The 20,310-nt window shown below is 67.8% G+C and carries 13 protein-coding genes; 10 read left to right on the forward strand and 3 right to left on the reverse strand.

What is annotated here, in order from left to right:
* Positions 1-101: 101 nt before the first annotated feature.
* Genes pdhA through VGP60_RS27895 form a run of 3 tightly spaced genes read left to right on the forward strand, consistent with a single transcriptional unit; the run spans position 102 to position 3,697 of the window.
* On the forward strand, positions 102-1,337 hold the full coding sequence (gene pdhA, locus VGP60_RS27885; protein WP_327551083.1) for a pyruvate dehydrogenase (acetyl-transferring) E1 component subunit alpha: 1,236 nt from the start codon (positions 102-104) through the stop codon (positions 1,335-1,337).
* Positions 1,337-2,362 (forward strand): alpha-ketoacid dehydrogenase subunit beta, encoded by a 1,026-nt coding sequence (locus tag VGP60_RS27890; protein WP_327551084.1) that lies wholly within the window; start codon positions 1,337-1,339, stop codon positions 2,360-2,362. The genes pdhA and VGP60_RS27890 overlap by 1 nt, the downstream gene beginning before the upstream one ends.
* Before the next feature lie 9 nt (positions 2,363-2,371).
* On the forward strand, positions 2,372-3,697 hold the full coding sequence (locus VGP60_RS27895; protein ID WP_327551085.1) for a dihydrolipoamide acetyltransferase family protein: 1,326 nt from the start codon (positions 2,372-2,374) through the stop codon (positions 3,695-3,697).
* Between the two features lie 45 nt (positions 3,698-3,742).
* On the opposite strand, the gene VGP60_RS27900 is transcribed toward VGP60_RS27895, so the two are convergent.
* From VGP60_RS27900 to VGP60_RS27910, 3 genes are read right to left on the reverse strand one after another with little or no spacing between them, the layout of a single operon-like run.
* Positions 3,743-5,095, reverse strand: a complete 1,353-nt coding sequence (locus VGP60_RS27900) for a hypothetical protein (protein WP_327551086.1) — start codon at positions 5,093-5,095, stop codon at positions 3,743-3,745.
* On the reverse strand, positions 5,088-6,107 hold the full coding sequence (locus VGP60_RS27905) for a hypothetical protein (RefSeq protein ID WP_327551087.1): 1,020 nt from the start codon (positions 6,105-6,107) through the stop codon (positions 5,088-5,090). The genes VGP60_RS27900 and VGP60_RS27905 overlap by 8 nt, the downstream gene beginning before the upstream one ends.
* 7 nt (positions 6,108-6,114) lie before the next feature.
* Positions 6,115-8,805: a hypothetical protein gene (locus VGP60_RS27910; protein ID WP_327551088.1), complete on the reverse strand. Its 2,691-nt coding sequence runs from the start codon at positions 8,803-8,805 to the stop codon at positions 6,115-6,117.
* Positions 8,806-9,042: 237 nt separating this feature from the next.
* On the opposite strand from VGP60_RS27910, the gene VGP60_RS27915 reads away from it, so the two are divergent.
* The 7 genes from VGP60_RS27915 to VGP60_RS27945 all read left to right on the forward strand — a co-directional run.
* Complete coding sequence (locus VGP60_RS27915) at positions 9,043-9,597, forward strand: TetR/AcrR family transcriptional regulator (RefSeq protein WP_327551089.1); 555 nt, start codon at positions 9,043-9,045, stop codon at positions 9,595-9,597.
* A 20-nt stretch (positions 9,598-9,617) separates the two neighbouring features.
* Positions 9,618-11,567, forward strand: coding sequence for an ABC transporter ATP-binding protein (locus VGP60_RS27920; RefSeq protein ID WP_327551097.1), 1,950 nt, complete (start codon positions 9,618-9,620; stop codon positions 11,565-11,567).
* Between the two features lie 65 nt (positions 11,568-11,632).
* Positions 11,633-12,100 carry an FxsA family protein gene (locus tag VGP60_RS27925; protein WP_327551090.1) on the forward strand — a complete coding sequence of 156 codons (468 nt, stop codon included), beginning with the start codon at positions 11,633-11,635 and terminating at the stop codon, positions 12,098-12,100.
* A 75-nt stretch (positions 12,101-12,175) separates the two neighbouring features.
* Positions 12,176-13,714 (forward strand): TIGR02677 family protein, encoded by a 1,539-nt coding sequence (locus VGP60_RS27930; RefSeq protein WP_327551091.1) that lies wholly within the window; start codon positions 12,176-12,178, stop codon positions 13,712-13,714.
* Positions 13,711-14,919, forward strand: coding sequence for a TIGR02678 family protein (locus VGP60_RS27935; RefSeq protein WP_327551092.1), 1,209 nt, complete (start codon positions 13,711-13,713; stop codon positions 14,917-14,919). Before VGP60_RS27930 ends, VGP60_RS27935 begins: the two co-directional genes overlap by 4 nt.
* Complete coding sequence (locus tag VGP60_RS27940; protein WP_327551093.1) at positions 14,916-19,031, forward strand: TIGR02680 family protein; 4,116 nt, start codon at positions 14,916-14,918, stop codon at positions 19,029-19,031. Before VGP60_RS27935 ends, VGP60_RS27940 begins: the two co-directional genes overlap by 4 nt.
* Before the next feature lie 92 nt (positions 19,032-19,123).
* A partial coding sequence (locus VGP60_RS27945) for a TIGR02679 family protein (RefSeq protein WP_327551094.1) occupies positions 19,124-20,310 on the forward strand: 1,187 nt, incomplete at its 3' end.

A 20,310-nucleotide genomic window follows, 5' to 3' on the forward strand; every position in this document is an offset into this window, starting at 1 on the left:
GGTGACCCGAGCGCTTCAACCCGATGCGCAGGTCGCCTCCGGTGAAGTCGCTGTGGCCGCCACAAGCGGCCGCGCGGCACCGACATCAAGGAGACAAGCGCATGTCGTCCCCAGAACAGTGGACGCACCCGGAACCCGGAGCCGGGCCGGCCGCGATCGCGGCACAACCATCCCCGGAGCAGGTGATAGCCGGTTTGCGAGCAACCAGCGAAGGTGGCGCTGAGCTCACTCAGCTCCTCACTCCCGAAGGCGAGCGCGTCGAATCGCCGCAGTTCGACAAGTACGTCGAGGACATCGACTTCGAAGCACTGCGCGGGCTCTACCGCGACATGGTGCTCGTCCGCCGCGCGGACCGCGAAGCCAACGCCATGCAGCGCCAGGGCCAGCTGGGCATCTGGGTTCCGCTGCTGGGCCAGGAAGCCGCGCAGATCGGCTCCGGCCGGGCGCTGCGGCCGACCGACATGGCCTTCCCGAGCTACCGCGAACACGGTGTCGCGTACACGCGCGGGGTGGACCTCAAGGAGGTCCTCGGCATTTTCCGCTGCACCGATCACGCGGGCTGGGACTTCAAGGGCCACGGCTTCCACCCGTACACGATCGTCATCGGCAACCAGGTGCTCAACGCCACCGGGTACGCGATGGGCCAGAAGTTCGAAGGACGAGTAGGGAACACAGACGGGGACGGCAATTATCTAGAAACGGATGAAGCGACGATCACCTACTTCGGTGACGGCGCCACGAGCCAGGGCGACGTGCACGAGGGCTTCGTCTGGGCCGCCGTTTACGACGCGCCGCTGGTCTTCTTCTGCCAGAACAACCAGTGGGCGATCTCGGAGCCGACGGAACGCCAGTCGCGCCTGCCGCTCTACCAGCGCGCCCGCGGTTACGGCTTCCCCGGTATCCGCGTCGACGGCAACGACGTCCTCGCGTGTCTCGCGGTCACCCGCTGGGCGCTCGAAGAGTGCCGTCACGGCAACGGCCCGGTGCTGATCGAGGCGTTCACCTACCGGATGGACGCGCACACCACCACCGACGATCCCACTCGCTACCGGCTCTCCGACGAGCTGGAGGAGTGGAAGCTCAAGGATCCGATCGAGCGCGTCCGGGCGTACCTGGCCCGCAACGGCGGTGCCGACCACGAGTTCTTCGAGCAGGTCCAGGCCGATGCCGACGCGTTCGCGTCCGACCTGCGCGACTACTGCTTCAACATGCCGGAACCGCCTCCGGAGCGGATCTTCGCGAACGTCTACGCCGAGCCTTCACCGGTGTTGGACGCGCAGCGTGAAGAGTTCCTCTCGTACCTCGACGGTTTCGCAGCGACGGCAGGTGAGCACTGATGGCAGCCCCCACGAAAGCCCCTGAATCCGTCGAGTCGGCCGTCCAGAAGCTGACCATCGGCAAGGCGATCAACCTCGGCCTGCGCCGGGCGATGGAAGAGGACCCGAAGGTCCTCATGATGGGTGAGGACGTCGGCAAGCTCGGCGGTGTCTTCCGCATCACCGACGGCCTGCAGAAGGACTTCGGCGAGCAGCGCGTGCTCGACACGCCGCTGGCCGAGTCGGGCATCATCGGCACCGCTGTCGGACTGGCCGTGCGCGGTTTCCGGCCCGTCTGCGAGATCCAGTTCGAGGGCTTCATCTTCCCCGGCTTCGACCAGATCGTCAGCCAGCTGGCGAAGCTGCACTACCGCAGCCAGGGCAAGATCAAGATGCCCGTGGTCATCCGGGTCCCGTTCGGCGGCGGCATCGGCGCGGTCGAGCACCACTCGGAGTCGCCGGAGTCGCTGTTCGCGCACGTCGCCGGCCTCAAGGTCGTCTCGTGCTCGAACGCGGTCGACGCCTACTGGATGATCCAGCAGGCGATCAAGTCCGACGACCCGATCCTGTTCTTCGAGCCCAAGCGGCTCTACCACTCGGGCGCGCTGCGGGCCGACGTCGACACCTCGGCGACGCCGGAACCGCTGTTCGCGTCGCGCGTCATTCGCCAGGGCACCTCGGCGACGGTCGTCGCCTACGGCCCGTCGGTGAAGGTCGCGATGGACGCGGCCACCGCCGCGCAGGACGACGGTGTCTCGCTCGAGGTCATCGATCTCCGCACGCTCTCGCCGCTTGACCTCGACCCGGTGTTCGCTTCCGTGCGCAAGACCGGACGGCTGATCGCGGTCAGCGAGGCTCCTTCGGAGTCGTCGCTGACGTCGGAAATCGCCGCCAGGGTGCAGCAGGAGTGCTTCTATTCGCTGGAAGCGCCCGTGCTGCGAGTGACCGGATTCGACACGCCGTACCCACCCGCGAAGCTCGAGGAGCACTACCTCCCCGACCTCGACCGGGTGCTGCACGCCGTCGACCGCTCGCTGGCCTGGTGAGGGGAACCGATGCCTGAGTACAAGCAATTTCCCCTGTCGGACACGGCTGAGGGGCTGACCGAGGCCGACATCCTCAACTGGCACGTGAAGCCGGGCGACACGGTGACGGTCAACCAGATCGTCGTCGAGATCGAGACGGCGAAGGCCGCTGTCGAGCTGCCCATTCCGTGGGCGGGTGTTGTCACCGAGCTCCATGTCGAACCTGGCCAAACGGTCGAGGTCGGCACGCCGATCCTGACCATGGACGTCGACCCGAACGGCACCGCGGCTCCGGCCGCCGCGCCGGAACCGCCGGCGACTGTGCCCGCCGAAGAACCGGAGATGAAGCCGCTGGTCGGCTACGGCTCCAAGACCGTGGTGACCACTCGCCGATCCCGCAAGGGCGCCACTCCAACACCGACACTGACGCCCGCTCCTGCTCCGGTCGCCGTCGCGCCAGTGGCTCCGGTCGCCACCAACGGCGAGTACGTGCCGCTGGCCAAGCCGCCGGTGCGCAAGCTCGCCAAGGACCTCGGCGTCGACCTGCGCTCGCTCGTCGGTTCCGCCGACGGTGGCGTGATCACCCGCGAAGACGTCCACCAGGCCGCGAACGGTTCGGCTGTGGATGTGTCCACGGTGTTCGCTACGGACCCTGGTACGCGGGAACGCAGGGTGCCGATCAAGGGCGTCCGCAAGGCGACTGCGAACGCCATGGTGCAGAGCGCTTTCACCGCTCCGCATGTCACGGAGTTCCTGACGATCGACGTCACGCCGATGATGGAACTGCGCGAACGGCTCAAGAACAGCCGGGCGTTCAAGGGCGTCAAGCTCAGCCCGCTCGCGTTCGCCGCGAAGGCCGTTTGCCTTGCGGTGAAACGAACTCCGGACATCAACGCGGTCTGGGACGAGCAGGCGCAGGAAATCGTCTACAAGGACTACGTGCACCTCGGGATCGCCGCGGCCACCCCGCGCGGGCTCATGGTGCCGAAGGTCCATGACGCCGACGCGATGACACTGGCCGAACTCGCCGTCGCACTGGGCGAGCTCACCGAAACCGCGCGCGCCGGCAAGACGACTCCGGCGGCCATGGCGAACGGGACGTTCACCATCACCAACGTCGGCGTCTTCGGCGTCGACACCGGCACGCCGATCATCAACCCCGGCGAGTCCGCGATCCTGTGCCTCGGCACGATCAAGGACGCTCCGTGGGTCGTCGACGGTCAGCTCGCCGTGCGCAAGGTGCTGCAGCTTTCGCTGAGCTTCGATCACCGCGTGATCGACGGCCAGCAGGGCTCGGAGTTCCTCGCCGACGTCGGCGCGTTGTTGGCCGACCCGGCGATCGCGATCACCTTCTGACAATCCGTGAAGGCCTCTTCCCTTGGAGGAGGCCTTCACGGATTTCTACTTCTTGGGACCCGGCGGGTAGCGCATCCACGGCATGGGGTTCGCCGACGCGGAAACCGATTCCTTGTGCAAGGGATTGCGCAACCCCGCCGCGGCTATCTGGATCGGGACGAGCCCGGAAACGTCGGACTCGGGATCGAACAAGCCCGGCTCCGAGTCGTGGGAGAAGAACATCCCGTGCGGCAACAAGGTCCCGCCCCATTCTGAATGCTCCGCACCCGCGGGCCTGCTGACCTCGACCGAGATCCAGAAGGTGATCGCCGCGCCTTCCTTCTTGATCGCCGCGGGATTCGCCCGCCACCGGGTGAACAACTCCGTGAAGGGCCACTCGCTCGGATTGGCGCTCGCCGCCAGCGGAGTACCGGCGCGGGAATCCCGCGTGATCGCGAAAGTCAGATCCTGCGCCGGAATCCGCGGGTCGATCATCGGACCGCCCAGCTCCTCGGTCCAGTTCAGTCCGGCGAACTGTTTTCCACCGGTGAGCACCGGGAACTTCCCCGTAACACTGACCGCACCCCAGCGCCAATGAGTGTGGAAACAGTGGAACGCACCGGGGCTGGAGGGCAGTTTGCCCTTGTCATCTCTCGGGAAATGGTGGTAGTTGTCCCAGGTCTGCCGATCCGGTCCGGTGTCGAGCTTCGCCCGCTCACGCAGTCCTGAGCCGATCAGCTCGTGGTGCAACGGTTTCTCCGCGCCCTCGAAGACGTCGTAGAGCACCGGCGGACGGAGCAAGTTGCCCTCGCTCGGGATCACGAGCGGCACATCCTCGCTGTCGCGAAAGACCGCGCCGAGGTCGTTCCCGTCCCCTTTGTTGTGCAACACGAGATCGAAGCGGAAGTCCGCCCGGAAATACGACGGCCCCGGCAGGTTCTCCTTTCCCGGTTTCAGCCGGAACTCCAGCAGCGGGAATATCCGGGCCGCACGTAGTACCGAACCGGGTTCATGGGAGGGATGCTTCGAATACGGTCCGAACAGATAGCGCTGGTTGATGGTGAGGATGTCGTTCCGCTTTCCGGGAATCGCGGTCTCCGCTTCGTAATCGACCCCCAGCCCGCCGGAGATCGGGTAGATCGCGAAGTCTCCCGGCGCCTGACCACCGCGAATGAGCTCGAACGGCTGGTTCTTCGCCGGAAGATCCGGACTGCCCAAGACGTACGACCGTTTCTTGGCCTTGAGCACGGGATCCGGGCCACCGGATCGGTCGCGTGGCTCGGGCGCCGCCACCCACACCCGGGGGACGCGGATGTCGTGGGCCATCGGGAACCCCTGATGCGAGACCGTGTCGAGGATCAGCCCGCCGGGTTCCAGCCGGTCCGAGAAACTCCAACCGCCGAAGGATCGCTCAGCCATTCGTACCCACCACCCGCAGTACCGCTTTCTCCGTCACGTCATTGACCGCGTCTCGAACCCGAACCACGACATCCCAGACCCCCGGGCCGACCCGTGCCGAAGAACCACCGGACAGGGGAACGATCTCCGTCGGCGCCAACGGCGACCAGGCCTGCCAGTTGTACTCGAACCGGCCCGAGCCGCCGATCGTCAGCGCCTCAACAGCAATCCCGCCCGACATCCGCGTCGGCACCACCTGCACCAGCATCGAATGCCCGCTGGCAGGCGAGACCACCGCCAGATCGTCGTCCCAGCGAATCCAAAAAGGACAGAGGGCGTCACGGTGCTCGTCCTCGTCACCGCTGAGGTAGATGAGGCTCATCTTCTTCTCCTCGTGGTCATCCCGGTGCTCCGGTGGCTCGTCCTCGTCCGGTGACGGCAGCCGGGCCACCATGGTGTCGGTGCCCAGCGAGCGGCAGGTGGATCCGAACGCCTGGACTTCGCCTGCCGCGTCGACCCACACCTCCACGGTCTCCCCGAACACCGGGACGAGCTTCTCGTCGCTGCCCGGCCGGAGCATCCGGACGAAACGGCACACCGTGCTACCGCCCCGGCCTTCCCCGCCCACCGCTCCCGCCCAGGTGTCGATCATCCGAAGATCGTCAGGCAGGATCGCGGGCAAGTCACCGCCCGCGGCCGCGAGCCGACGCCGGACGTCGGCGAGGAAAGCGGTCGCGGCCTCACGGGTGCGCACCAGGGGCGGCGGAGTCGGCCCGCCACCCCTGCGGCCGGAGTCGAGCCACAAGGCCCCGCTGGCGGGGTGCACTTGGAGCCGTTTCTCCCGCACCTTCGGGAACAAGACGCGCTGGATCACCTCGGCGTTTTTGACCACTTTGGCTGGGTCACCAGGCCGGTACACCCGGACCGATTCCTTGGGCACCGAACCACCGTGCGGCGGTTCGGGCCGGGCAGGCGGGGCGATCGGTGTGATGAACGGCGACCCGGCCGGCGGCTCGTGATGGAACGTCCTCATCGCCGGATTACAGCTGCTGTCCGGTTTTGGGGTCGTACTCGACCTCCACCGCGACCACCTGGTCCGTCGGCAGGACCTCGACCCACTGATCGAAGATCTGGTACGGCTCGGCCGGTCGGAACCCGCCGTCGAGCGGGTCGAAGCCGGTTTCGAAGACCTTCTCCGTGGCGAGCGTGTTGTCCATGTTCGTGTTCGACGCCTGGAGTTCTTTGACCAGTTCGTCGAGCACCCAGCCGATCGTCTGGCCCCGCCAGGTCTCCGGGTCGCCCTGCTGCCACTTGTAGAGTTCGCCAAGGGCAGCCTCACCCTCCACATCGGACCGTTTGAGCCAGTCGACGGCCTCGGTCTCGTGGCCGGGCCGGATCGGCAGCACTACCTTGACCCAGGCGGCGTTGAGGAATTCGTTGCGCCGCTCGTCGCCGTCGGCCTGGATCAGCCAGCCCAGCGAGCTGCCGGTCGGTCCTGGATTCGAGTTTTCGGTGATCAGGTAGTTGACGCGGTATTCGAGTTCCGTGTTCGGGTCGCCCGGTCCCCGGTTTTCCCCGCTGGTATGGGAATACCAGCTCACCACGGTCTCGCCGTCGATCGGATCCGGCGACTTGTTGTCCCAGTTGTGCGGCGGCACCGGATACCGGCCCTTCGTCCCCGGTCCGGCGGGATCGGTGATGTTGAGCGGGCGCCAGTAGTCGGGCGCGACGAAGTAGAGCATGCGGTCGACGTCGAACATCTGCCGGATCAGCTCGGCCGCCAGATGCCCGTCCGGAACGTTCTTGTTGAGCTGCTTGATCAGATCCGCGAACACCACCTGGCGCTCCTCCTTGCGGAGCTCCTCCGACGGGCGGGTGCGGATCTTGCTGATCAGATCGATCCGAGCGCCCACCGCCTCGGCGTAGGTACGGCGCTGAATCACGGCGACCGCGTCTTCGTACTCCTTGAGCGCGCGGTCATAGGAACCCTGGTCGGGATGAGACGACGGCGGCGCCCAGGTCAGCGAAAAGGTCAACGTCATGGAGTCGGTTCCGGCCCAGCTGGCCTCGCTGGCCGTCAGCGAGAACTTCCCGTTCTGCACGTTCTCCGGCCTGACCTCGACATGATGCGGGATCAGCTTGGCCGGCCCGCCGTTGCCGTTCTTCGCTTCCAGCACCACGATCCGGTCGGTCAACGTGTAGCCAGGCGCCGGTGGCACGGCCACGAAATCGTTGGTGGCGTGGACATGTTCGTTGTCCTCGTCCTCGTTGTTCATCCACTGCAAACTCTCGTCGAGCAGGTAGGTCGCGCCGTTGTGCGGCGGGTTGCTGTTGTCCCGGTGTAACCACCGGAACGGGAATGTGCCGGTGAAGGTGACGATCTTCTCCTGCAGGGTTTCCAGCGGTTCCGGTTTGCGCAGCGACGAAAGGTCGGGCGCGGGCACCACGTGCACGAGCTCGCCGAGGCCGAGTTTCCGGCCGGGCGCCACGTACGACTTCGGATCCGCACCGGGCGCCGGAATTCCGCCGGGGCCAAGAAAGACCTGCCAGCTCAGCTGTGAACCCAGATGCTGCAGCTGAACACCGACCTTGCGCATCTTCCGCCGCAGCTCGTAGTTGACCAGCTTGTCGGTCGTGTTCTGCACGACGTAGCGGCGGCTGGAGGTGTCCGTCGTCTCCGTGACGGTTTTGAACGTCGTCTTGAAGTTGCGGACGATCTCACTGCTGACCTTCGAGCTCTGCGTCCGGCTGTGCTTGTGCGTCTGCTCCGACGACTTGCCGGTCGAGGTCGTCGTGCTGAAGGTCGTGCTGACATCACCGTGGTAGATACCGGCGAAGTTCGCACCCGCGCTGGCACTCGCGCCGAGGGTGGTGTCGTTGGCGTTGTCCTCTTTCACCGCGTCCGCGACATCGGCCTGCTCGGTCAGGCTTTCCTCGACCTTGCGGGTGGTCTGCTCGGACTGCTCGGCCGTCCGCTCGGTCGAGGTCCGGCGCGAACTGGTCTCGATGACCTCCACGGTCCCACCCGGGCTGAGCCACAGATGCCCGGCGGGGGTACCAAGAAAGGTGTCGAACTCGAAGAAGTACTCCCGAAACAGGTTCACCAGGCCGACCGGTGAAAGGATGCCCTCGACCGGAGCCGCGTCAGAGAGCGCGGCGAGCGCTTCGCCCGGCACCCGCTCGCCGGTGAACCGTTCCGCGTTCTGCGCTCCCATCCAGCCGACAAGTGGCTGGTAGACACCGAAAACCTCGCTCGCGTACGGGTAGGTTCCGGTGAAGTCGGCTACCGGCCTGCCGGTGAAAACGCGGCTCGCGGGCGACGGAAGCGACTGGATGTTCGCGACCGAACCGCCGGCGGTCTTCGCGAACGGCAGCACGGTCCACGGCCTGCCCGTCCCGGTTGCCCCGACGAGGAAGAGCTCACGATCAGCCTGGGCGGTAGGCGCGACGAAAGAGATCGACTGGGTTCCGCTCGGCGAGCTGAGAATCTTGCCCGCGTATTGGCGGCTGATCGTGGTGTCCCTCTCGAGGAACGCGCCGTTGAGCGCGGTGACGTCCGGGTACCGGTGCGGGTCCTGAACGTCGACGTCGGCGGGGAGGGCCAGCGCGATCCGCTGGTTACCACCGATGAAGTCGCCGGGCGAGCCTTGCACGGTGTAGGTCCAGACCTGGTAATACGCGTTCGGTCCGCTGGTGGCGAGCGGAACCTTTCCGGTGAATGTCACGGTCAATGCCACGATGGTCTGCCCCTCGGTGATCGTCTGGTGTGTCGACGTCCATAGTTCGGCAGATGATCACCGGAAAGAGGGACACACGGCACGCCGAAAGGGCTTGATCATCCGCCTGATGAGGCAGCTGAATGATCAGTTCTTGACCAGCGCCGAAGCTAAATCACTTGACGGAGTGAGCACTCACTCCGCATACTGGAAGCCATGAACCCACCACCTACCCGGCAGAGAGCGCCGGGCATGAGCCCAGAAGACCGCCGCAAGATGATCGTGCGAGCCGTGCTGCCGCTCGTAATGGAACACGGCGCCGCGGTCACCTCCAGCCAGCTGGCGCAGGCCGCCGGCATCGGCGAAGGCACCATTTTCCGCGTGTTCAAGGACAAGGACGAACTCCTCGCCACCTGTGTGCTCGAGGCGCTCGACCCCAGCGACGCGCTCACCGCGATCGCCGAAATCCCACTCGACCAGCCCCTCGCCGACCGGCTACTCGAAGCGGCCGAAACACTTCGCGCGCGTCTGCAGCGGATGGGCGCGGTCATGGCCGCCATGCACGGCTCCGGCCGCGGCGGTCACCGGGATCGCCACGGCGGGCGACGCGAGTCGATGACCGCGATGCGTGATGCGATCCTCGAACTCTTCGAACCGGAGAAGGACAAACTGCGCCTGCCTGCCGAGCAACTGGCGTCGCTGTTCCTCTCCCTGCTTTTCACTCGTTCTCGTCCCGACGACGACGCCGGACCGACCACACGCGAAATCATCGACGTGTTCCTCAACGGCGCCATGGAGGCTGAATGATCCCCGGTGGGGGAGGCGGCCTGGAGTTCATGCTCGGCCGTGGCAGACGAGGTCGCCGCCGGGCGGTCACCGTGCCGGACAGTGGCCTGACCGGGCCCATCGACATTCCCGAACCACAACCCGAACAGCAGCCAAGAGACCTGCGCTCGCGATTCAGGCGCCTGCGCCAAGCCGTCGGCGGGACCGTTCGCGGACTCCCGAAGGTCGCACGGCTGACCTGGCAGGCGAGCCCGTGGCTGACCATCGCGATCGGCGTGGTCACGCTGATCGCGGGACTGCTGCCGACAGTGACGGCGTACGCCGCCAAGCTGCTGCTCGACTCCGTCGTCGCGGCGATCGCGGGCCACGGCAACAAAAGCACGATCGTCGGCGTGGCCGTGTTCCAGTTCGCGCTCTTGGCGTTCAGCGCGATCAGCACGGCGTTGACCACCATCAGCCAGACGCTGCTGCAAGAGAAGATGACGCTGACCATCCGTCATCAGGTGATGGACCACGCCAGCAAGCTCCACCTGGCCTACTTCGAAGGCTCGGAGTCCTACGATCTGCTGCGGCAAGCGTCGCAAGAAGCGCCGACGCGCCCGCTGTCGATGATGACCTCGGCACTGGGCCTGATCCGGACCATGATCACCTTTACCAGCATGATCGCGCTGCTGGTGTCGATCAGCCCGCTGCTCGCGCTCGTCGCGCTGCTGGCACCGATCCCGGCGTTCATCTCGCAGTCGAAGTACGGCGCCCGCGCGTTCTGGCTGACGTTCGTGATGTCCCCGATCAAACGCCGCATGGACTACCTGAACTCCCTGGTCACCACCGATACGTATGCCAAGGAGACCAAGCTGTTCGGCCTCGGCCCGTATCTCGTCGACAGGTTCCGTCAGCTCGGCCAGGTGTCCTACCAGCGCCAAGTCAAGTTGACGAGAAACCGGAACCTGAGCGCGACGGCCTGGGGGATGCTGAGCACCGCGGCCGGCGCCGCCATCGCGCTCTACATCGCACTTCAAGCCGTCGACGGCAACCTCACGCTGGGAGACCTCGCGCTCTACACCGCGGCGGCGACCTCGGTGCAGGCGTCCGTGCAGGGCTTGTTCACGGCCTTCAGCGGAATGTACGAAAACAACCTCTACCTGGACAACCTCTACAAATTCCTCGACACCGAACCGGAAGTGAAGGCGCCGCCGAAACCGCGTCCGCTCCCGGACAAGGTCCAAGGCCACATCGAATTCGACCACGTCTCCTTCGGTTACCCCGGCTCGGAAGAACGCGCACTGGACGACGTCAGCTTCGAAATCCGCCCGGGCGAAACGGTCGCCGTCGTCGGCCGCAACGGCGCCGGGAAGTCGACGCTGTTCAAACTGCTGTGCCGCCTCTACGACCCGACCGAGGGCCGCATCCTGCTCGACGGCGTCGACATCCGCGAATTCGACCCGGACGCCCTGCGCGAACAGATGAGCGCGATGTTCCAGGACTACGTGACCTACCAGGCCACCGCCGCCGAAAACATCGGTCTCGGCGACCTCTCCCGGCTGGAAGACCGCGCCCACATCGAACACTCGGCCCGCCGAGCCGGCGCCGACGAACGCATCGAACGCCTGCCGAAGGGCTACGACAGCCCGCTCGGCCGCTGGTTCGACCAAGGCGTGAGCCTGTCCGGAGGCGAGTGGCAGAAGATCGCCTTGGCCAGGGCTTTCATGCGGGAAGCGCCGATCCTCGTCCTCGACGAACCGACGTCCGCACTCGACGCCCAAGCCGAAAACGAGCTGTTCTCCCGCCTACGCGAACTCGCCGCCGGCCGGACGACGCTGTATATCTCGCACCGGTTCTCGACGGTCCGGCAAGCCGGGAAGATCCTGCTGCTGGCCCACGGGAAGCTCGAGGAACACGGCACCCACGAGGAACTGATGGACCTCGGCGGGGACTACGCGGCCCTGTTCACCCTGCAAGCCGCCGCCTACCTGGCCGAACAACCCAGCTGACGCCCCCGTGCAGTGCCGGCAACGGAGGCCGGGAGCAAAACGGACGGGCTGTTCGTTCATCTGGTATGGCTGTCGCGTTCTTGCTCTATGTGGTCGCCGAGGTGGCCGCCGTCTGGGCGGTGGGCTCGGCTGTCGGTGTGCTCGGAACAATCGGACTACTGATCGCCGGGGCACTCCTCGGCTCCTGGCTCGGCCGCCGCGAAGGCGCCAAAGCCATGCGCGCGTTCGTCGAAACAGCCCGCGCCGGCCGCCCGGCCGAAGCCGAGGTCACCAACGGCATGCTCGTCGCGCTCGGCGGCGTGCTGATCATGCTGCCCGGTTTCGTCAGCGACATCGCGGGCCTGCTGCTCCTGCTCCCGCCGACCCGTTCGGTCTTCCGCAAGATGTGGCTGCGCCGCATCGAACACCGCGCCGTCATGTACGCGAACCGCACCCGCGGACCGGTCGTGATCGTGGACAGCGAAGTCGTCGACCCGGAGCCCAAGCCGCAGCAACAGCACCAGGTGATCGAAGGCCGCATCATCGAAGGCTGACACTTCTGAGCGCGCCGGGCCAAGACTGTCGGTAAGCCTCCGTACCCTCGGATCCATCACAGAGAGGAGTACGCGGTGGTCGATCCCGACTTCCAGCCGTTCGCGCACCTGACTGTGCCCAACTCCGCGCTCTATCGCCGTGTCATGGGCACATTCCTCCAGGCCAAGCGCAGGTTCACGGTACATCTGCGGCCGGAGGACGTGCACGAGGCGCTGGCAGGCGTCGAACTACCCGCCATCGCGGACGCCCTCGCCCGGCTGGAGGACTGGGGTAATCTGCGCGCCGACCCCGATACCAGCCGGGTCACCACAGTCGAGGACTTCCACCGCGCACGTTTCCTCTATCAGCTCACCGAACGCGGCGAGGCCGCCGAGGCCGCACTGACGGCCTACGACGAGGCACTCGGAAGACGCGGCGCGCTACAGGCTGTCGCCCTCTCCGATATCGCCACCCAGTTGCACGCGCTGCTCGAACTCGCTGGGCAGGCCGCCCCCGATCCGGCCAAGGTGCATCTGCTGCTGCGCGGCTTGGTCGGCCGGTTCACCGACCTGGCGAGCAACGCGCAGGCCTTCATGGGTTCGCTGCAGCGAACCATCGACCTGCACGACGCCGACGCGGACGCGTTCCGGGCTTACAAGGACCGGTTGATCGACTATCTCGAACGCTTCATCAGGGACCTGGTCGGCACCGGCGGGGAGATCTCGGGACTGATCGACATGGTGGAGCGGCATGGGGTCGGCGCGCTGCTGGACATCGCCGCCTGGCGAGAGGCTGAGGATGCCGCTCCGGGAGCGGATGACCCACAGCGCCAGGAGTTCGAACGTGTCCGGCCGCTGTGGCAGGACCGCTGGCACGGCTTCCGTACCTGGTTCGTCAGCGAGCAGCATCACCCCAGTCAGGCGAAACTGCTGCGCTCGCAGGCCCGCGCCGCGATCCCGCAGTTGTTGCAGGTGGTAGCCGCCCTCAACGACCGCCGGTCCGGCCGATCCGACCGGTCCGCGGACTTCCGGAGCCTCGCGAAGTGGTTTGCCCAGGCACCGGACGAGGCATCCCTGCACCGGTTGTGGCGGTCGGCCTTCGGGCTCTCGCCCGCGCGGCATCTGACTGTGGACGGCGAAACTCTCGAGGCCCGCGCCGAAACCCCGATCCCACCAGGCACCTCGTGGCTGGAAGCGCCGCCATTGGAGATCAGCCCGCAGCTGCGCAAGACGGGGAGCTACGAGCGTCGCGGTAAGGCCAACAAGATGGTCGACCGCACCGAACAGCGGCGCTACCTGGCCGAACTCGCGGCGAGGGAAGCAGCCGAGACGGCCGCCGCGCGGGCCGCGCTGGCCACCACCCACCCGACCCGGCTCGCCGACCTCGGCGAGCTCGACCCAGCGGCGTTCAAGCTCTTCCTCGGGCTGCTCGGGGACGCACTCGCGGCCAGGATCCCAGGTAAACGCGTGGTCGAGACCACGACGTCGGACGGCAGCATGGCGATCCGGCTGACCGGGCTGGACAATGCCGGGCAAGCCGAAATCCACACTCCGGACGGCGTGTTGCGCGGCCCGGACCACCTGGTGGAGATCATCGACCTGACCACGGACGAACTCGCGGAGCGAAGCGCGTGAGCCCTTCCCTCTCCGATGCTCTTACCGCGTCGCGCACCGACGAGTTCCGTCGCGGCGCGCGGGCTCTGCTCCGGCGTCCGATCGTGCGCGCGATCGGACCGCAGGCGGACGACTTCACCCTGATCAGGCGACACGCGGCCGAGCTTCGCACGTGGTTCGACCGCAACACCGGCTGGCGGCTGCTGGTCGACAGCGAGGCCGCCAGGCTGGTCAAGAGCGCGGCGACCACCGACGACCACACCCACCCCGCGCGCGACGTGCGTTCGCGGCAGCCGTTCGGCCGCCGCCGATACGTACTGGTCTGTCTCGCGCTCGCCGTGCTCGAGCGTGCCGACTCGCAAATCACGCTCGGCAGGCTGGCCGAGCAGGTGGTGCTCGGCGCGTCCGATCCAGAGCTGATCGGCGCCGGCGTCGAGTTCACCCTGCAGGGCCGGGACGAGCGCGGCGACCTCGTCTCCGTGGTCCGGCTGCTCCTCGATCTCGGCGTGCTCAGCCGGGTCGCCGGCGATGAGGACGCGTTCGTCAAGGACACCGGTGACGCGCTCTACGACGTGGAACGCCGGGTGCTCGCCGCGCTGCTGGCGGCCCCGCGCGGGCCGTCCACAGTGCGCGCGGAGCAGTTCGAAGAACGGCTTCGCGCGCTGACGGCCGAACTTCCGCCCACCACCGACGACCTGCGCAACCAGCGCCATCGGCACCGGTTGACCCGACGGCTGCTGGACGAGCCGGTGCTCTATTACGACGAGCTGGACGAAGCCGAGAACGCGTACCTGACCAGCCAGCGCGGCGCCATCACCGCGCGGATCACCGAGCTGACCGGCCTGGTCGCCGAGGTCCGCGCCGAGGGCATCGCGATGGTCGACCCGTTCGACGATCTCACCGACGTCCGGATGCCGGAAAGCGGGACCGAGGGGCACGTGACGTTGTTGCTCGCGGAGTATCTGTCATCCGGCACCCCTGGCCGCGAGGTGCCACTAACCGAACTCCACGCGAAAGTGCGCGAGTACGCCGTGGCTCATAAGGGATACTGGCGCCGCAACGCCACCGAGCCGAGCGCGGAGATCGAGCTGACGACGGTCGCGCTCGTGCGGCTCGAAGCGCTGCGGCTGATCCGGTGGAACCCTGCCTCGGTCGTCGCCCGTCCCGCATTGTCCCGATATGCCTTGGCCGAACCCACGATTCGCCTTCCGAAGGACCGCCGATGATCCGCGAGCTGCCCAAACCGGCGCTGGAACGCTGGCAGCCGCTGCGCGCCGGGCTGATCGACCTCTTTTATTACGACACCGAGGAATTCTGGTTCCGTGATGGGCGATTGCTGTTGCGCGGCAACAACGGCACCGGCAAGTCGAAGGTGCTCGCACTGACCCTGCCGTTCCTGCTCGACGGCGACCTGTCGCCGCATCGCGTCGAACCGGATGCCGACCCCAAGAAGAAGATGGAGTGGAACCTCCTGCTCGGCGGCGCCCACCCGCATTCCGAGCGCCTCGGTTACACCTGGCTGGAGTTCGGCCGGCTCGACGAGCACGGCGAAGCCCAGTTCCGCACCCTCGGCTGTGGACTGAAAGCCGTGTCCGGCAAGGGAATCGCCCGGCACTGGTTCTTCAGCACCGAGCAGCGCGTCGGTGCCGGTCTCGCGCTGGTCGACGCGACCGGCACTGCCCTGAGCAAGGACAGGCTCGCCGACGCACTCGGCGAGCACGGCACCGTGTACGACCGGGCCCGGAGCTACCGCCGGGCCGTCGATGAGGCCTTGTTCGGGTTCGGCGAACAGCGCTACGGGGCGCTGGTGGATCTGCTGGTCCAGCTTCGCCAGCCGCAGTTGTCCAAGCGCCCCAGTGAAAAGGCACTGTCCGCGGCGCTCACCGAATCGCTTCCACCGCTGGATCAGGCCGTGGTCGCGGATGTCGCCGAAGCGTTCCGCAGCTTGGAGGAGGACCGCGACGCGCTGGGCGCGATGACCGAGGCGCATGGCGCGGCGAAGTCGTTCCTCGGGCATTACCGCCGCTACGCCCGGATCGCGTCGCGAAGGCGGGCAGCCCGGCCACGTGAGGCACAGGCGGCGTACCGGCGCGTCAACGATGAACTGACCGCGGCCGAGACCGCTTACCAGCGCGCGGAAACCGAGCTGACGGCAGCCAAGACACTGCTCGACGAGCTCGGTACCACACGGAAACGGTTACAGGCCAGGGAAGAGGCGCTCCGCGCGAGCCCCGAGATGCGCAGCGCCCACGAGTTGGAGCGGGCGGCGAAGGATGCCCGCCGGCTCACCGAGGACGCAAGCAGGCTCGCCGGCGAACGCGACCGCTCCGCCGGGAAGTTGACCACCCGCCGGGAACGGCATGTTTCGGCGATGGAACGCCTCACTTCCGCGCGCTCGGGCCTGGACGCGGCGCGTGCCTCCGCCGCGGATACCGCCACCACAGCACTAATCGCCGGCTCGCACGCGGAGCGGATCGACAAGGCGCTGGACGGCCAGCCGGAGCTGCTAGCGCTACGCCGGGAAGCCGAGCAACTCGCCGACCGCCAGCAACGCGCGGTCAAGCAGGTGACAGCGCTGATCGGTGCCGTCGAGGAAGCGGGCCGCACCCTCGCCGAGGCCCGGCGGAAGGTGTCCGAGCTCGACGCGGAAGCCGACGAACTCGCCGAGCGCCGGACCATCGCCGAAGTCGCGGCGACCGAATGTGGCGCCGAGCTGATCTCGGCGGTGCGCGGTCATCTTGACGCGGCCACCGAATTGAGGCTTCCCGACCCGGCCGCCACCTTGGCAGAGCTGGAGTTGTGGGTCGAAACCCTCGACGGCACCAACCCGGCGGCAGCCGCGGTCGGTGAGGCTGGGCAGGTGGCGACCGCCGCCCTCGCCCGGAGCGACGCCGCCTTCGAGGCACGGGAAGTCTCCGCACGGCAGCACGGCGTTGACCTGACGACGGAGATCGATCGGCTGGAACGCGGCGAGGACAGCATTCCGCCGACGCCGTACACCAGGCAGAACACCACCCGTGCCGGGCGAGCCGGTGCGCCGCTGTGGCAGCTCGTGGACTTCGCCGCCGAAATCGGCCCCGCCGAGCGAGCCGGCCTCGAATCGGCGTTGGAAGGCGCGGGCATCCTCGACGCGTGGGTCACCCCGGCGGGTGAGGTGCTGGCGCCGGACACCGAGGATGTGGTGCTGCGGCCCGGTGATCGGGTGTCCGGGCCGAACCTGGCCGCGGCGTTGAGTCCTGCAGTGGACCGCGAAAGTCCGCAAGCGAACGCGGTTTCCGATGACGTCGTCGCGGAGGTGCTCGCGTCGATCGGCCTCGGCGAGCACGGGAATACCTGGGTGCGGACCGACGGCGGGTTCCGCATCGGCGTGCTGGCCGGTTCCTGGCGCAAGCCGACAGCCGAGTACATCGGCCAAGGCGCCCGCGAAGCAGCCCGGCGTGCGCACTTGCTCGCGCTCCGCGCTGAATTGTCCACAGTGGAATCCGAACTCGCGGAGCTGGCCGAATCGCGGCGGCTACTGGGCGAACGGCAGGGGATCCTGGCCGTCGAGGTCGCGAACCTGCCGTCCGACACGGCGTTGCGGGAGGCGCATTCGGACGTGAAGAGGCTCGCCCGTGACTATCAACAGCTCGTGGGTCGCCAGGAGATCGCCGCTGAGCGGCTAGTCGACGCGACCGACCAAGCCGGGCAAGCGCAGACCATGCTTACGGAGAGCGCCGGCGACGCTGGCCTGCCATCAACCCGTGCCGATCTGTCCACTGTGGATAGTGCACTGGCCGGCTACCGGGTCGCCCTCGCCGGTCTCTGGCCGGCCGTCGGCACCGTGACCGAAGCCGCCCGCGAAGCAGCGGAAGCCGCGGAGGCACTCGAAGACGCCGAGACTGAACTGGCTGAGCTCGCGGAACGTGCCGATGCGGCGGAACAAGAGGCAGCCGGTGCCGTGGAGCGGCACAAAACGCTGCGCGACACCGTCGGGGCAGCCGTCGCCGAGCTGGAGTCACAGCTCGCGGACGTCGCGGAGCTGTTGCATACCAACGAAAATCAGCGCGATGACGCCAACCGCACCCGCGAAGAGGCGATCGGGGCCCGAGGCAAGGCAGAGGGCCGTCGCGAAGAGCTGACCGAACAGCTGAAGACCGCGACCGACGAGCGCGCCGCGGCGGCCGAGGCGCTGCGGCGGTTCACCACCACCGGCTTGCTCGCCGTCGCCCTGCCCGAACTCTCGGTGCCGGACCCCGGTGAGCCGTGGGCGCCGGATCCCACCGTGCGGCTGGCCAGGAGGGTGAACGACGAACTCGCCGACACCCCCGACGACGACCCGGCCTGGGATCGCGCCCAGAAACGTGTCAACGACGAACTCAAAACGCTGACGGACACCCTTTCCCGGCAGGGCAACAAGGCGTCGGGCGACCTCTTCGAAGACGGCCTGGTGGTCGAGGTCGAATTCCAGGGCAAGCCGGCGACGGTCCCGGAACTCACCGACGCCCTCGCCACCGAGGTCGCCGACCGCGAGCGGCTGCTCAGCGAGCGTGAGCGCGAGATTCTGGAGAACCACCTGGTCAACGAGGTGGCGAGCACGCTGCAAGAACTGATCTCCGCCGCCGAGGCGCAGGTCGCCGGGATGAACGTCGAGCTGGACGAACGGCCGACCAGTACCGGGATGCGCCTGCGGCTGCAATGGCGGCCACGGGAAGACGGCCCGGCCGGATTGGCCGCCGCCCGGGAGCGGTTGCTCCGGCAGACCGCCGACGCCTGGTCCGAGGACGATCGCGCCGCTGTCGGCGGCTTTCTGCAGGCCAGGATCGCCGAGGTGCGGGCCAGGGACGCGGCAGGTACCTGGCTGGAACATCTCACCGAGGCGCTGGACTACCGGAACTGGAACAGGTTCGTCATCCAGCGGCACCAGAACGGCCAGTGGAAGCCCGCGACCGGCCCCGCGTCGGGTGGTGAACGGGTGCTCGCGGCCAGCGTGCCGCTGTTCGCCGCCGCGTCCTCGCACTACGCGTCCGCCGGCAGCCCGCACGCGCCGCGCCTGGTCACCCTGGACGAGGCGTTCGCCGGCGTCGACGACAACGCGCGGGCGAAGTACCTCGGCCTGCTCGCCGCGTTCGACCTGGACGTGGTGATGACCAGCGAACGCGAGTGGGGCTGCTATCCGGAGGTGCCCGGCCTGGCGATCTCGCAGCTGTCCCGCACCGACGACGTGGCGGCGGTACTGGTCACCAACTGGGAATGGGACGGCCGGAAGCGAACCAAGGTTGACCGCCGAGAACCCGCCCCGGTCGCCGCGCCCAGTCCGGCACCGGCTCCCCAGGAAAGCTTGTGGGGCGACACCTGATCACGGCGAGGTTCGCTGTTCGTCACGGTCGATAGGGTGATGCCTTGAGCGCGTTTGACGAGGAGGCGAGGAGCACGGCTGAGCATGATCGGTTGACCCGCTTGTTGGGCGACGGGGAACTGGCCTGGCTGGTCAATCGCGTTCGCCGCCGAATGGAACGCGGTGAAACCCTGAACACCTCGGTAACCCTCGCCGATTCCACCGCCGACCAGCGAGCCGCCGTCCACCGGCTGCTCGGCCGCCGACCTCGCGCCGGCACCACACTCACGGTCCCACTCGCCGCCGTCGACGAAGTCCTTCGCCGATCCGGCGCCTGTCCCGAGGGCCTGGGCGCCGCCGTGGTCACGCTGACCGGTCCGGTCACGGACCGCGCCGATCACCTGGCTTCCCTCGATGCAGCCTGGCAACGCGCCTTCGCCCCCGTGGCCGCCCTTCTCGACACCAGGCCCGAGCTGCTCGAGTGGTACGAACGCCTGCACGCCACCGGCCTGGTCCGTCGCCTGGCCGGCACCCCCGCAGTCGCGGAACCCCTCCTCGCCGACCTCGCCTCCGTGCTCCACAACCTCCCCGCCGCCGGTGAACCGCTGGGCCGTTTCGCCGCCAGAACGGTCCGCAGCGCACACGCCCTGGACGACGGCCAACCCCTCACCACCCTCGCCCTGGGCGCCGCACGCTCCCTCGCCGACCTGCCGGACGCTTCCAACCGCGAGATTTGGGCCGCCGTCGGCGTCCTGCGCGACGAGCTCTCCAGCACAGCGCTGACCCTCGGCCTCCCCGGCGACCCGCACACGCCCACCGGCCGCGCCCTCGCCGCCTGGCACTCCGCCGGCCAGCCCGTGGTCCTCACCCTGCGCCAGCTGGTCCGCGATCCACCCCGCCTGGCCGGCCAACTCGTCTCCGTCTGCGAAAACCCCGTAGTCGTCTCCGCCGCCGCCGACCGCCTCGGTCCCCACTGCATGCCCCTGATCTGCACCAACGGCCAACCCGGCGCCGCCGTCATGCTCCTGCTGCGCCAACTCACCGCCGCGGGCGCCGATCTCCGCTACCACGGCGACTTCGACTGGGGCGGCCTGCGCATCGCGAACGTCCTCTTCGACCACCTGCCGACACACCCCTGGCATTTCGACGCCCCCTCCTACCGCGCCGCCGCAGCCGCCCACCCCGGCCACGACCTCACCGGCACTCCCGTCGAAGCCCACTGGGACGCCAACCTCGCCACCGCCATGACCGAACTGCACGTCAAGGTCGAAGAGGAACACCTCCTCGACCAACTCGTGGA

The organism is Amycolatopsis sp. (genome assembly GCF_036008905.1).
Classification (GTDB): domain Bacteria; phylum Actinomycetota; class Actinomycetes; order Mycobacteriales; family Pseudonocardiaceae; genus Amycolatopsis.

Coding starts and splice junctions, on each gene's coding strand:
- VGP60_RS27895 (WP_327551085.1), top strand. CDS start 2,372: ATGCCTGAGTACAAGCAATTTCCCCTGTCGGACACGGCTGAGGGGCTG.
- VGP60_RS27905 (WP_327551087.1), bottom strand. CDS start 6,107: ATGAGGACGTTCCATCACGAGCCGCCGGCCGGGTCGCCGTTCATCACA.
- VGP60_RS27890 (WP_327551084.1), top strand. CDS start 1,337: ATGGCAGCCCCCACGAAAGCCCCTGAATCCGTCGAGTCGGCCGTCCAG.
- VGP60_RS27940 (WP_327551093.1), top strand. CDS start 14,916: ATGATCCGCGAGCTGCCCAAACCGGCGCTGGAACGCTGGCAGCCGCTG.
- VGP60_RS27915 (WP_327551089.1), top strand. CDS start 9,043: ATGAGCCCAGAAGACCGCCGCAAGATGATCGTGCGAGCCGTGCTGCCG.
- VGP60_RS27900 (WP_327551086.1), bottom strand. CDS start 5,095: ATGGCTGAGCGATCCTTCGGCGGTTGGAGTTTCTCGGACCGGCTGGAA.
- pdhA (WP_327551083.1), top strand. CDS start 102: ATGTCGTCCCCAGAACAGTGGACGCACCCGGAACCCGGAGCCGGGCCG.
- VGP60_RS27925 (WP_327551090.1), top strand. CDS start 11,633: ATGGCTGTCGCGTTCTTGCTCTATGTGGTCGCCGAGGTGGCCGCCGTC.